We start from the raw sequence: 13,295 nt of genomic DNA, 5'->3' as shown, positions 1-13,295 counted from the left end.
CTCGTACCACGCGACCGCCGCCGCAGCGTCCTCGACGCGAAGAATGGGAATGACTTCCTCGTCCATGGTGCCATCGTCGCAGACCGCCCAGGGCGAACGTTGCCTGATGCGGCACTAGGTGCTGTCCCGACGGGCGACCAGACGGGTCCAGTCCCGGAACGCGGGCTCGGCGCCCTCGGCCATGGCCTGGTACGCGCCCCGGCCGAAGCGGTTCGGGTCCACCGAGCTGTCGAGGACGATTCGGTCGCTGCGGGCCGGGAAGAGCTGGGTGTAGGGTCCTGGGCCAGAGGGACTTCCACCGGGCGATCCGGGAGGACCTGGAGCCGCAGCCGATCACTCTCAAGGCGACCATGGACCGGGAGTGGTACAGCCGCGAGACCCCGTACAAGGCGGTGATCGGTGAGGTCAGCGCCGACCAGCTGGCCCGTTGGTACGGCGGCCTGAGCGATGGTGAGGGCCACGACAAGGGGCACGGCGAATGTCTCTACGATCGCAACGTCCGCAAGACGCTGGGGCTCACCGGGGTCAACCGGACCGTGGTGGAGTCGATGCTGGATGACCCGGAAGGGTTTCTTTACCGCCACAACGGCATCACGGTGCAGTGCGACAGGGTCGAGCAGGAGTACCACGCCAAGAGAGCGGTCGGCCAGCCCACCACCCTCACCCTGCACAACGCCAGCGTGGTCAACGGCGCCCAGACGGTGTCCTCGGCCTTCCGGGCGTATGAGAGGGACCCCGAGGCCGTCGCGGACGCGTACGTCCTGGTACGGATCATCTCCCTGGAGGGGGCGCCGGAGGGCTTCGGGCGATCCATCACCAAGGCCACCAACACGCAGAACCACATGGAACGCCGGGACTTCATCGCCATCGACACCGTCCAGAGCGAGATCCAGAAGGACTTCAGCCTCTCCCTCGACAAGGAGTACGTCTTCCGGCGGGGCGAGCTGGACCCGGCGCCCGAGTCCGGCTGCTCGGTGACGGAGGCGGCGACGGCCCTGGCCTGCATGCACCGGGACTCGTCGCTCGCGGTGCGGGTCAAGGGATCCACGAACGCGCTGTGGGAGGAAGGCCGGGGAGGCGCGTACACCCCGCTGTTCGGCCAGCAGCCGTCCGCCCAGTAGATCTGGCGCGCGGTGCAGGTGTTCCGGCTGGTGCGGGACCAACTGACGGAACTGCGGGCGAAGTTCACCGGACGACGGGCTGCGGTCGTGGACAGCAGGGCCCTGCTGGTCGTCCACCTGGTGTTCCAGCGGCCAGCACTACAGCCTCGGTCCAGCAGCGTCCACCGGAGCCAGTTACCGCTCCGGAGCGAGGGAGCCGCCCTCGGCGGTAGCGATTCCAGGGGCCAGCCCTTCGTAGCTCCGGACTGCCGTCACCTCAGACAGACGTTGCCGATGACCGCAGTTGAGGCTCGGTGGCCCCGAGTGCGGCATGGTCGTCGGCAACGGCACGGAGACGGGAAGCCAGGGTGTCTGGGCCGAGCGATGCCAGTGCCCACAGGGCACTGAGCCGGCGTGCGGTCGACCAGATGCCGGTAGTCGGGGGCCGGAAGGCAGCCACGGTGATGTTCCTGGCAGCGAACGGAACGGGGTCGAGATAGGTCATGCCGCCGCTCCCGCACAGGTACGCGCGAGCACCCGTCGCGGCGGCCAGGTCGGCGAGCCGGAGGGAGCGGCCCGGTCTGGCGGACAGGAGGCTGCTCCTGAGGATCCGGCCCCGCCAGCCGAGCAGGTCGAGCAGCACGCGGGTGGAGGTCTCCGCGATCACCGCGGTCCGCCCGGTGGCGAAGGAGTCCCACACTGGGCCCAGAGCCTGGGCGAGGGAGGGCCAGTGTGGGCTGGCTCCGAAGTTCTGCCGCAGCATTCCGGCGGTCCTTCGGCGGGCGAGTTCGGCGTCGTCGATCAGCGCGTCTCGTATGAGGGTGGATCGCCCGCTCGGGAGGTGGGTGGGGATGGAGAGCCACTGCTGGCGGCCTGGTGCGTCGATGGCGGCGAGGCGCGCTCGGTGCTGGTAGTCGCGGCGGGTGAACTGCACATTGTCCAAGACGATCCAGTAGTCCGCCGCGAACAGCTTGGCCAGTGTCGTCAGCCTCGGGAACAGATTGGGTTGGTGGATCGCGCACAGGCCGCCGGGAGCAGGCTGCTCACGAGGAGATGAGGCGGCTGGTGAAGCCGGAGCGAATGAGAGATTCGTACGCTGCATGTACGTCCTCGGGGACTTCCTGCTCGATGGCGAATCCGAGCTTCGGATACTCGATGACCCGCTGGAGGTCGCCGGCGAGCATGTCCAGAACGAGCTTCTCGTCCCCGATGCTCTTCAGATAGTCGTCGAACTCCAGCGGCTCCGACGCGCAGAGGAACTCGATGTCGGGCCACAGCTTGCGGGCGGTCGCGAACGATCGCCGTTCCATGTATGGCTTGGAGACCAGCAGCACCGTGGCCGGGTGGATATCGGAGGCGGCGAGGACCTCACGGGAGAGTGTGATGTTCTGTCCGGTGTTGGCCGCGTGGGGCTCCAGCAGGATGGCTTCGGCGGGGACACCGAGGTCGATGGCGTGCTCACGGAAGTGGATTGCCTCCCCGCGAGGAAAGACCTTGGCGGTGGTGGGGCTGTTGCCGCCGGTGAACACCAGCGTCTGGAAGAGCCCGGCGCGGTACAGCTCGGCGGAGCGGGTCGCGACTCCGAGATCGTGGCTTCCCAGTCCGATTGCCACGTCGACGGGGCGCAGCTCGTGCTGCATCTGGTGGTAGTCCCAGGAGCGGTGTCCAGACGTACGCGTTGCATCGGTGAGTCGGTCGTCCCGCTGCTTCGAGCGATATCGATGAAGTGCAGGGCTTGAGAGAGGTCGCCGGCACCACGGCGGGCCAGAGCGAGTTTCTGGTGGGCCACCGACCAGTCGTCCGGTTCGGTGAGGTCCTCGAACTCGCGGGTCGCTGCCTGCATGACGCGGGTCGCGTAGTCGTGCTCGCCGTCTTTGCTCAGCGCCGTCCCCACCCACAGCCGTGCGCGAGCCCGGTCGCGGCGAGAGAGCCGGTCGTCGACGGCGAGGGTCTCGTAGTTGCGGGCGGCGACTTCCAGCTTGCCGGACATCTCGGTGACGACTGCGAGCGACAGATCGAGTTGGGCGACGCGGCGGGGGATATCGAGCTGGCTGAAGACCGTACGGGCACCGGCGTAGGAGTGCTGGGCCGAGAGCGGGCCCAGGGCGACGCCTTGGTCGCGTTTGAGGTCGCCGAGTAGAGCGGTGGAGCGGGCAAAGAGGTACAGGCCCTTCTCGTCCAGCTCATGGGCCTTGAACCGGCCCAGCCACCGAGTGAGAAGGCTGTCGGCGCAGGCTGGGGCTGTGACCGCCGCCCGAGCCCTGCGCCACCTGCGCGGGTGACGCACCGGGGCGGCGCCGGGAGCCGGGGGTCCCGGCATCAGCAGCCGGCCCTGGTCGACCCCTACTTGCCCCAGATCTTGCGATACGCGTCGCGGTAGCCCTCGGAGTCCCAGAACTGGGCGCCGGCGCTGTTGGTGGCCGTGGTGATGTGTACGGGGGCGACGTATCGGGTGGCCGGCTTGCCGGCGAAGGCCCGGTTGAACTCGTCGATGATCTGCCAGCCCTGTTCGGACAGGGGCTCGGGCACGGTGGCGGCCTGGAACTCCTTGGCGTTGATGCGCCGGAAGGCCGACGGGTCGCCGTCGCCGGCGCCGATGTTGTACGGCGCGCCGGCGCCCTGTCCGCCGTCGGCGCGCAGGGCGGGGGCGGCGTGACCGAAGTACAGGTCGTTGATGGCGGCGGAGTGGGTCCAGCGGTCGCCGAAGCGGGTCAGGAGGGAGGAGACCTTCTCGATGGTGCGGCTGTTGGCCTGGGCTATGGGGATGTTCTCGTAGCTCAGCAGGTCGACGTCGGAGCAGGTGGCGAGTTCCTGCTTGATGAGCTCGGACTTGCGCTTGGCGAAGGGGATCGAGGTGTCGGTGAACAGGACGACGCCCGCGCGGCCGTTGGACCGGGCGATGATCCAGTCGGCGCTGACCTTCGCGACGTCCTCGACCTTGGTGGTGATGTTGGTGAAGAGCTCCGGTTCCGTGCTGGGGCCGGGGGCGGTGACGGCGTGCCAGCCGATCAGTGGGATGCCGGCGGCGTCGGCCCGCTCGACCTGTTCCGGCGTGGAGGCGGGGTCGAAACCGCCGATGACGATGCCGGCGGGCTTGAGGGCGAGGGCCTTGTCGAAGGCCTCCCGGATGCCGTCGGGGGTGCCGTGGCCGTTGAGGGCGCGGACGTGCCAGCCCATGACCTCGGCGGCTTCCTGGACCCCCATGGCGACGCCGGCCACGCCGGGGTTCGTCATGCTCTGGGCGACGTAGACGATGGTCTTGTCGGCGACGGCCTCGGGACCGGTGGTGGGGCCGGCCCAGGGGGCGTTGACGTCCTCGGCCTTCTGGACGACCCGCCTGGCCTTGGAGAGGACGTCGGGGCAGCCGGGCTTGGAAGAACCGGTCAGGGACGCGTCCGTGGAGGTGGATGCGGAGTCGGTGGAGCCACTCTCGCAGCCGGTGACGGTGGTGGTGACCGCGACCAGGAACGTGACGGCTGTCACGGCCACCTTGCGGGTGGGATGCACGGGGCTCCTACAGGGCGTGAGGGAGTACGGGCCGGGAGGGGGGAATGGGTGACGGCCGGTGAGGACTCCGGCGCGCAGCCCTCCTTGGGGGGAGAAGCCCGCGAGACCGACGGCGGGCGGGGCGGCGACGGTCACGACGGCGCTCCGGGCGGTGGCCCGGGGGCTTGTCGCGGTGGAATCTAGCAGGACGCCGACGACGGTCGGGAGCGGTACGAGTCGGGGGCGGCGCCGGGATCGTCTGTGCGCTGTCCGTTCCGAGGGGCGTGCTGCATGAGCCGCTCGGCGTCAACTCCACGGCCGCGCAACAGACTTCGCCTCGCGGCGCGTGCCCCGCGAGGCGAAACACCACGGTGGGTGGATGCTTCGTATCGATTTCGTCATCAACTTTTGATGCCATATAAGCCGACAAGTAGTCTCACGCCCCATAGGATCCTCATAGCCGGTTCCGGACATGTGGCGTGTTCCTTTCGCTTGTATCAGCGCGGGGAGTGGCCAAAACGTCACTGCACTACCGGTCGTCGGCGGTCCGGCAGCACACGACACCTCGGTCACCGCTCAGGAACACATCGAAGGAGGCCCGGTGTCGGTGAACGCAGCGGACCCGCCGTCCGTGCGCCGAAGGGCGGGGACCGTCCTCGACAGGTGGCCGTTCCGGCGCAAGCTCAACGTCCTGGTGATCGCGCCCGTCGTGGTCGTCGGCGTGCTGCTGGGCATCGGCGTCAACGGCCAGCTCCAGCAGGCATGGGAAGCCGACCGGACGGCGGAGCTGGTGCGCGACAGCGGGCAGGTCACGGAGCTGATCACCGATGTGCAGGCCGAACACCGGCAGGCGCTGGTGCTGGCCCTGCGGTACGAGTCGGCCCGGCCCGGGGACCCGCTGCCGTCGACCGCCGACTACCGCGAGGCACAGCGGAACACCGACGCCCAGATGGCCGCCGTGCGTTCCGCGTTCGGGTCGGACCTGCCGGACGCGGAGGAGCAGGCGCTCGAGTACCTCCGCGGCCTCGGCATCCTGCGCGAGAAGCTCGAACGGAGCTACGTCCCCGCCGCCAACATCGACCCCGCGTACGCCTCCGCGGTCGACTACCTGATCGACGGCATCGGGCTCGACGGCTACTCCGACACCTCCGACGCCTCGGAAGCCCCGGTCATCGCTCTGCTCGAGACGGTGCTGCGTGCCGACGCCTCCCACGCGGCCTTCGAAAGCGCCGTGTTCTCCGCGCAGACCCGTGACGCCAACGCCCTCACCGGGTTCAGCCGCGCGGTGGAGGCGCACAGGCTGTACGCCCACCAGGCGGACCGGTTCAGCCGGATAGCCACGCCGGACCAGGTCATGAGCATGGACGGCATCCGGCGCAGCTCCGAGCAGAACGGCATCGAGGCCCAGTTCGCGGAGCTCCGGATCGATCCGAGTTCCCTGCAGGTGCAGACGGCGCGCGAGCTGCGTACGTCGATGGCCGCCGGAAGCGAGCAGGCGCAGACCCGCCTCGGCATCACCCGGTCCCTGATGGGGCAGATCGCCGACCGGGCCGAGACGCTCTCCGCGGACGCCCTGAACAGGGCACTGCTCATGCTTGCTCTGGCCCTGCTCGGCTTCGCCGTCTGGCTGGCCTTCTGCGTCCTGGCCCGGCGCTCGGTCGTACGTCCCCTGGCGGCCCTGACCGGTGCCGCCCAGCAGGTGATCGACGTGACGGCCGAGGAACTCGCCCGGGTCACGGACGCGGAGTCCGACGACAGCACCCCGTTGCGGCCGAGGGAGATACCGGTCCCGGTCCGCGACGAGATCGGTGAACTCGCCGAGGCGTTCAACCAGGTGCAGGTCACCGCCGCCGCGCTGCTGGAACGGCAGGTACTCAGCCGCCGCAACGTCGCCGAGATGTTCGGCAACGTCGGCCGCAGGGTCAGCAACCTGACGACGCGCCAGCTGGCCCTGATCGACGCCGTCGAACGCGAGGAGACCGATCCCGAACTCCTCGATCAGCTCTACCGCGTCGACCACATCGCCGTACGCCTCCAGCGCAACGCCGACAGCCTCATGCTGCTCGCCGGCATCCGGGAGTCCGAGGTCGATGCGCGGCCGACCACTCTGGCCAACGTCATCCGGGCGTCGCTCGGCCAGATCGAGGGGTACCGGCGGGTGTCCCTGCGGTCCGAGACGGAGGTCACCGTCGCGCCCGACATCATCGGCGATCTGACGCTGATGCTCGCCGAACTGCTGGAGAACGCGGTCTCGTTCTCCCCGTCCCACACACCCGTCGAAGTGGTCGTCCGGCCCGGCACCGACGTCACCGAGGACGGTGGCGCGCTGATCGAGGTGATCGACCACGGCCTCGGCATGAGCGCGGAACGCCTCGTCGAGGAGAACGCCCGGCTGATCCGCCGGGAGCGACTCGACCTCGTACCGACCAGGATGCTCGGCCTCTTCGTGGTCGGCAGCCTCGCCCGCCGCTCGGGCATCCGGGTGAGCCTGAGCCGGACCCCGGGCGGCGGCGTCACCGGCACCATCTGGATCCCCTCCGCCCTCCTGATGGCCATGAGCTCCGCGGGTGTCATGCCGTCCTCGGGTACGGAGCCGACCGCGACCGGGACTGTATCGGCGTTCCCGACGAGACCCGGTCAGGAGGCCCTCGCGTCCGCGACGCCCGCTGTCACGACCATTCTCGAACGGCGGCCCGTCGCCCCCGTGCCGCAGGGCGGCCTCCCACGACGTGTCCCGCCCGGCGCCGACGCGCAGCGGGACGGCACCCCCGCCGGACCGCCCGCCGCACCGCCCCCGAGTGACGGCCCCCGGCCGCTGCGCAGGCGGGTACGGGGCGCGACGCTCGCCACGACAGTCCCGGCCGACCGGGGAACACCGGCCGCGCGGCAGGCGGTCGACGCCGACGCCGTCCGCTCGGAACTCGACGAGTTCGAGGCCGCCGTACGCAGGGCGGAACAGGACAGCGCCCCGCACCGGACGGAACCGGCACCATCGCAACACCCCGAATCCCAGGAGGAGTCCGGCAGTGACCACGTTGACAGGTGAAAACGGCCCCGAGCGGGCGGAACCCACCGATCTGCGAGCCGCCGCGGCCGACTTCACCTGGCTGCTCGACCGGTTCGCCTCAGACACCGCCGGGGTCGTCGACGCCATCGCGGTGTCGTCCGACGGCCTGCTCATCGCGGCCTCCCGACTACGCGACCAGGCCGACTCCGAGCGGCTCGCCGCGATCGTGTCCGGCATGACGAGCCTCGCCGCGGGCGCCTCCGGCAGCTACGGCCTGGGTGGCCTCAACAAGGTCATCATCGATCTGGAGGGCGGCCATGTGCTGGTGTCGGCCATCGGCTCCGGTGCCGTCCTCGGCGTGGTGGCCTCCAAGGAGGCGAAGCTCGGCAACATCGCCTACGAGATGACCATGTTCGCCAACCGGGCCGGGACGGCGCTCACTCCCCAACTGGTGCTGGAGCTGAAGAAGAACGTCGGCGCCGCGCCGACCGGCTGACCGTCCCGGACAGGCCCCGACCAGGGGCAGGCACGGGTACAGGCACTTCAGGGCTTCAGGGCTTCAGGGCTTCAGGGCTTCAGAGCTTCGGGACTTCAGGGAGGATCGTGATGGGTGTCGGTGGAGCAGCACCACACGAGGCGGCGGAGGACCCCTGGGGTGCGCGGGAACCGGTCGGCCGCGCCTCCGCGATCCGGCCGTTCCTGCTGACCGCCGGCCGGGTGACCGGGGGCGGCACCGCGCCGCCGATCCCGGTCGAGACCCAGATCGTGGCGACCGAGGACGGGCTCCTGGTCCTCGGCTCGCTCACTTTCGAACACCACGAGATCGTCGCCGCCTGCAGACGGCCGCAGTCGGTGGCGGAACTGGCCGCCCGGCTCCGACTGCACCTCAACGTGGTCCGCGTGCTGACCGAGGACCTGCGTGCCGCCGGGCATCTGGCTATCCACCGGCCGAACGCCGGGACAGCCCAGGACATCTCCGTACTGCGAAGGGTTATCGATGGTCTTCGTGCCGTCCCCGACTCACGGGGAACACTCCGTGACCGGGACTGAACAGCCGCCACAGCCGCCGCTGCCGGTCAAACTGGTCATCGCCGGTGGCTTCGGGGTCGGCAAGACCACGGCCGTGGGTTCGATCTCCGAGATACGGCCGCTCACCACCGAGGCCGCCATCACCGAGGTCGCGGCGGGCGTGGACGACCTCACGCACACCCCCGGCAAGACGACCACCACGGTAGCCATGGACTTCGGCTGCATCACCATCGACCCGACACTGAAGCTGTATCTGTTCGGCACACCGGGCCAGGACCGCTTCGGCTTCATGTGGGACGACCTGGTCGAGGGCGCCCTCGGCGGTCTGGTGATCGTGGACACCCGCCGCCTGGACGACTGCTACGCGGCGGTGGACTACTTCGAACACAAGGGCATCCCCTTCGCGGTCGCCGTCAACGCCTTCGACGGCGAGGTCCAGCACAACCTCGACGAGGTGCGCTGGGCCCTCGACGTCGCCGAGCACGTACCGCTGATCGTCTTCGACGCCCGGCGGACCGGCTCGGTCCGCGACGCGCTGCTGGTCGTACTCGAAGTCGCCCTGTCCCGAGCCGAAGCGGCCGAGGCACCCTGACAGGCCCTCAACAGTCGGGGGACGGTGTGGGCCGCATGGTGTTCGAAGTCGCTGTCACAGGGGTCGGCTTGGTTCCGTCCGCCGGGGGCGGCAGTGAGCCCAGGTGGGCTGTGACGCGGGAGCGGAGGAGTTCGTATTCCGCCCAGCGGCGGGGGAGCGGGCCTGGAGGGCGTTGGAGGACGCGCGGGGCGGTGACGACCTGACCGTGCTGGAACTGTTCGAGGGGCAGGTCGAGTTCGACTCCGCTGGGCAGACGGTTCCACCAGTGGTAGCCGTGGGGTTCACCGTCGCAGTGGACGTCGCCGAGCACGAGGTCGCCGCCGAAGATGTCGTTCACGACGAGCGCGGTGATGTCGCAGTGTCCCCAAGCGGGGTTGTCGGGTTGCCATCCGGAGCGGGCCAGGTCATCGGGCGAGCAGGTGTCGGCGGCCCAACTGGCGCGCAGCGCACGGTCGATGTCGGTCAAGGTCCATGGCGTCATGGGGGGGAGCATGTCAGAGGCTCTACGCCCTGGATGACTACTCGCGTACTCAGGGCGTCGGGTCGGTCTCGGGGCCCCGGCGCAGTGCTCGGGCGCACAGGCCGATCAGGGTGGCGTTGGCCAGAGCGCCGAAGGCGATGGCGGCCATGGTCATCGTGACCTGGTCCGGGAGGAAGAGGAGGACGAGGCTGGCCGGTGCGGTGGCCAGGATGGGGATGACGCCTGCCATGGATTCGTCCGAGGTGGCGCTGGCGATCAGGGCCCAGACCAGGAGGGCGGCGCAGAGGGCGAGGTAGGCGAGGGCCAGGGGGTGGGTCAGGGCGTGGCGCAGGCGGGTGGGCATGCGGGGGCTCCTTGGGGGCGTGGGTTCCTTGGGGGCGTGTCACACGGGCGCATGTCAGACGGAGGCGCCTGGCGGGTTGGGATGGGTCAACCCCAGGTCGTAGGCGAGGATCGTGGCCTGGACGCGGTCTCGTAGGCCCAGTTTGCGCAGGAGGGCGTTCACGTGGGACTTGACGGTGCCCACGGTGATGCCGAGGGTCTCGGCGATCTCCGCGTTGTTGAGGCCGGAGGCGACCAGGGTGAGGACGTTGCGCTGGCTGCTCGTCAGCCTGTCCAGTTCGCGGGGGGTGGCTCCCGAGTGGGGTGCGGGGCCGGAGGCGTAGTGGCTGATCAGGCGGCGGGTCGCGGAGGGGGCCAGGACGCTTTCGCCGGTCGCCACCACCCGGATGCCTTGGAGGAGTTCGGAGGGCAGTACGTCCTTCAGGAGGAAGCCCGAGGCGCCCGCGCGCAGGGCGTCGAAGACGTACGCGTCGAGGTCGAAGGTGGTCAGGACCAGGATCCGGGGGGCGTCTTCCCGGGCGGTGATGATGCGGGTGGCGGCTATGCCGTCCAGTTCGGGCATGCGGACGTCCATGACGACCACGTCCGGGGCCAGTTCCGCGGCCAGGCGCACCGCCGCCGCGCCGTCGGCCGCCTCGCCCACCACCGTCATGTCCTCCTCCGCGTCGATCATCGCGGCGAAGCCGGCCCGCACGACTCCCTGGTCGTCGACCACCAGCACCTTGAGACTCATCGGTCACTCTCCTCGTCTGCCTGTTGATCAACTGCCGGATCGAGCGGCAGCCGGAGGTGAAGTGTGCCCTGGGGGCCGGTGGTCAGGGTGCCGCCGAGGGCCGCGATCCGTGCCGTGAGCCGCTGCCGTACCTCGGGGTCGGCGGCGCGGGGCACCCCGGTGGCCGTGAGCGTCAACTTAGCGTCGTCCGCGTCGAGTTCGAGTACGGCGGGGTCCTGGCCGCCGGCCGCGAGCACCGTCTCGGCGGCGTGGTACGCGGCCAGGTCGACCTCGGTGGGCAGGTGTTCCGGTACGCGGTCGGTCAGCCGTATCTCGACGTCGCGGCCGGTGGCCCGGCACTGGTGGGCGAGCAGATCGAGCGCCTGGAGGGTGGGCTGCGGGCGCAGTTCGGGGCTCGTCTCGCCCGCGCGGACCGCGTCGAGCAGCGCGCGCATCGCGGCCAGTGCCTCGCGGGCCCGGTCGGCGGTCGCGTCGAGGCGGCCCGCCTCCGCCTCCGCGACCATGTCGGCGGTGCGCGCCAGCACGGTGGTCTCCAGCCCGGCGGCGATCCGGCGACGCTCGGCCCACGCGTCCCGCACGGCCTCCTCCGTCCAGGCGGTGAGCCGTTCCTCCCGCTCGCCGCGGGCAGCCCGGTCGCGTCGCCCGCGCAAGGTCCCGCCCCACCGGGCCGCGCCGCCCGCCAGGCCCGCGCCCGCCGTTGCCGCCGCCGCGACGACCCAGCCGGGGACCGTCGTACCCCGGTCCAGGACGGCGACGGTCGCGGCCGCCGCGTGCACCACCACGGCGGCGACCGCCAAGAGAGGAACGCGCTTGCGACTCTCGCGGGACTCCCGCGCGAGCGCCGCGCACGTGGCCGCCATGCTGAGCACCGGTGGCAGCGCGGCCGGACCCGTGTACGAGCCCGCCGCCATCGCCACCGGCCACAGCGCGGCCAGGCCGAGCAGGACGCCGTACGCCGTGCGGGGCGCGCGGCGCAGCCACAGCAACGCCACCGCCTGGGCCGCCGCCAGCAGCGCGAAGAGGACGCCCGCCGACACCTGCGAACCGCTCGATGTCTCTTCCGCGCGGATGACCAGCACCGGGAGCAGCGGCTGCAGGCACAGGCCGACGGCGGCCGTCACCTGCGCGAGACGGTAGGTCGCGGGAACCGACCGCTCCACGGGGGCGGCGGTCCGGCCGGGCAGGACCGCCCGTACCTCCCAACCGCCGTCCGCCGTCGGGCCGGTGTGCAGCGTGCCGCCCGCCTCCCGCGCCCGGGACCGCAGGAAGCCCTGGCCGCGTCCGCCGCCCAGGCCCGCGCCGTGCGCCGCCGCACCGGCGGGCGGCGCCGCGCTGGTCACCACGACGTCCGTGCGGGTGTCGCCGTACCGGCACAGCACCGTCGTATGCGCGCCGGGCGCGTGCCGTGCCACGTTGGTCAGCGCCTCGCGGACGATGCCGTACGCCGCGTCCGCGACCGTACCGTCCGGGAGCGGGTCGATCTCGCAGTCCACCCGCTGGTCCAGGCGGCGGAACCCGGCGACCAGGTCCAGCAGCCGCTCCTCCGGCGACGGCAGGTCCTCGCGCGAGGGCGCCGGCGCCCGTACGGCACTGAGCGCCCGCGTGACCTCGCGGCCGGTCTCCGTCGCGAACTGCAGCGCCTCATCGGCCAGTTCGGGACGACGGTCGCGCAGGCCGAGCGCCGCGCCCGCCGTGACCACCACGGCCGTCAGATGGTGGGCGCTGACGTCGTGCAACTCCCGTTCCATACGGCGCCGTTCGGCCGCCGGGAGCCGGTGGCGCTCGGTCTCGGCCCGCCGCAGCAGCCGTTCGGCCGCCTGCCGTGCGCGGGTTCTGCGGCGCACGAGGAGGCCGGCGCCGCACGTGGTGGCGTACAGCAGAGCGGTCAGGACGAGGTCGAGTCCGTCGCGGTCGCCGAGTCCGTGCAGGGTGATGTTCTGCAGGAGCTGCCAGGCGGCGAGGGCCACCACGCACAGCACGGCGGTGAAGGTGTCGCGTGCGGTGGCGACGGTGAACAGGGCCAGCGCGACGCCCGCCGTCCCGAGCACCGCCATCGCCCCGACGGGCAGCGGGCCGGCGCCCAGCGCACACGCGGCGACGACCACGACGAGGGTGACCACCGGGCGGGTACGGCGCAGCGCGAGCGCGGCCGTCACCACCCCGGCGACCAGGGCCGCGACGAGAAGAGCGGACGCGGGCGGGACCGTGCCGCGCACGAGTGCCGCGCCGGGCCACACCAGGGCCTGGGCGCAGATCAGCAGGACCGGGGCCGGCCGGTCATCGGTTCGATTCATGACTTGGGCAAGGCTATGGCCGCGGGGACGCCGCCCCCTCCGGCTGGAGGCGTATCTCCTTACGGGGGCTTCTCTATCTCCGGTTCGACGCGGCAATCGTCCTGCGGCCCGAGGACCGGGCGGGGGGTCGCGCCATAGTCTCGATCACATCGAGAAGGCGGTCGGCCAACTGCCTTGCGGGGCTTGCCCGTTCATCGCCCTCGGTACCTCACTCATCGCTTTTCCTTCCAG

The 13,295-nt window shown here is 71.0% G+C and carries 13 protein-coding genes; 6 read left to right on the top strand and 7 right to left on the bottom strand.

Annotated elements, in window-relative coordinates; all coding sequences use genetic code 11:
- The first annotated feature begins 350 nt into the window (after nt 1–350).
- Nucleotides 351–1,121 (top strand): AIPR family protein, encoded by a 771-nt coding sequence (locus F3T56_RS33790; RefSeq protein ID WP_149829160.1) that lies wholly within the window; start codon nt 351–353, stop codon nt 1,119–1,121.
- Between the two features lie 256 nt (nt 1,122–1,377).
- Here the strand turns inward: F3T56_RS33790 and F3T56_RS33785 are convergent, their stop codons facing one another.
- Complete coding sequence (locus F3T56_RS33785; protein ID WP_281291935.1) at nt 1,378–2,124, bottom strand: WbqC family protein; 747 nt, start codon at nt 2,122–2,124, stop codon at nt 1,378–1,380.
- Nucleotides 2,125–2,143: 19 nt separating this feature from the next.
- Nucleotides 2,144–2,896 carry a YdcF family protein gene (locus F3T56_RS33780; RefSeq protein ID WP_425473693.1) on the bottom strand — a complete coding sequence of 251 codons (753 nt, stop codon included), beginning with the start codon at nt 2,894–2,896 and terminating at the stop codon, nt 2,144–2,146.
- On the opposite strand from F3T56_RS33780, the gene F3T56_RS50255 reads away from it, so the two are divergent.
- Nucleotides 2,836–3,240 (top strand): hypothetical protein, encoded by a 405-nt coding sequence (locus tag F3T56_RS50255; protein WP_172639263.1) that lies wholly within the window; start codon nt 2,836–2,838, stop codon nt 3,238–3,240. The genes F3T56_RS33780 and F3T56_RS50255 overlap by 61 nt on opposite strands.
- A 203-nt stretch (nt 3,241–3,443) precedes the next feature.
- Here F3T56_RS50255 and F3T56_RS33770 read toward each other — a convergent pair whose 3' ends face one another.
- The gene (locus tag F3T56_RS33770) at nt 3,444–4,607 is read right to left on the bottom strand and encodes a substrate-binding domain-containing protein (protein ID WP_149829157.1); all 1,164 of its coding nucleotides are present in this window, start codon (nt 4,605–4,607) and stop codon (nt 3,444–3,446) included.
- Between the two features lie 580 nt (nt 4,608–5,187).
- On the opposite strand from F3T56_RS33770, the gene F3T56_RS33765 reads away from it, so the two are divergent.
- The 4 genes from F3T56_RS33765 to F3T56_RS33750 all read left to right on the top strand — a co-directional run bounded on the left by F3T56_RS33765 (nt 5,188) and on the right by F3T56_RS33750 (nt 9,214).
- Entirely contained in the window at nt 5,188–7,632 is a 2,445-nt protein-coding gene (locus tag F3T56_RS33765; protein ID WP_425473692.1) for a sensor histidine kinase, read from the top strand.
- Entirely contained in the window at nt 7,613–8,089 is a 477-nt protein-coding gene (locus F3T56_RS33760; protein ID WP_149829155.1) for a roadblock/LC7 domain-containing protein, read from the top strand. Before F3T56_RS33765 ends, F3T56_RS33760 begins: the two co-directional genes overlap by 20 nt.
- A gap of 110 nt (nt 8,090–8,199) precedes the next feature.
- Nucleotides 8,200–8,643, top strand: a complete 444-nt coding sequence (locus tag F3T56_RS33755) for a DUF742 domain-containing protein (RefSeq protein ID WP_149829154.1) — start codon at nt 8,200–8,202, stop codon at nt 8,641–8,643.
- A complete protein-coding gene (locus tag F3T56_RS33750; RefSeq protein ID WP_149829153.1) occupies nt 8,591–9,214 on the top strand; it encodes a GTP-binding protein in 624 nt (207 codons plus the stop codon). The genes F3T56_RS33755 and F3T56_RS33750 overlap by 53 nt, the downstream gene beginning before the upstream one ends.
- 7 nt (nt 9,215–9,221) lie before the next feature.
- Here F3T56_RS33750 and F3T56_RS33745 read toward each other — a convergent pair whose 3' ends face one another.
- The 4 genes from F3T56_RS33745 to F3T56_RS33730 are packed head-to-tail and all read right to left on the bottom strand — an operon-like array spanning nt 9,222 to nt 13,064.
- Nucleotides 9,222–9,695 (bottom strand): YunG family protein, encoded by a 474-nt coding sequence (locus F3T56_RS33745; RefSeq protein WP_246204149.1) that lies wholly within the window; start codon nt 9,693–9,695, stop codon nt 9,222–9,224.
- A 49-nt stretch (nt 9,696–9,744) separates the two neighbouring features.
- Nucleotides 9,745–10,038 carry an SCO4225 family membrane protein gene (locus F3T56_RS33740; protein ID WP_149829152.1) on the bottom strand — a complete coding sequence of 98 codons (294 nt, stop codon included), beginning with the start codon at nt 10,036–10,038 and terminating at the stop codon, nt 9,745–9,747.
- A 54-nt stretch (nt 10,039–10,092) separates the two neighbouring features.
- Nucleotides 10,093–10,770 (bottom strand): response regulator, encoded by a 678-nt coding sequence (locus F3T56_RS33735; protein WP_149829151.1) that lies wholly within the window; start codon nt 10,768–10,770, stop codon nt 10,093–10,095.
- Nucleotides 10,767–13,064 carry a sensor histidine kinase gene (locus F3T56_RS33730; protein ID WP_149829150.1) on the bottom strand — a complete coding sequence of 766 codons (2,298 nt, stop codon included), beginning with the start codon at nt 13,062–13,064 and terminating at the stop codon, nt 10,767–10,769. Before F3T56_RS33730 ends, F3T56_RS33735 begins: the two co-directional genes overlap by 4 nt.
- Nucleotides 13,065–13,295: the final 231 nt, after the last annotated feature.

This window comes from Streptomyces tailanensis (assembly GCF_008386495.1).
Taxonomy (GTDB): domain Bacteria; phylum Actinomycetota; class Actinomycetes; order Streptomycetales; family Streptomycetaceae; genus Streptomyces; species Streptomyces tailanensis.
The sequence above is the reverse complement of the archived record's forward strand: the minus strand, read 5'-3'. Positions and strand labels throughout refer to the sequence as shown.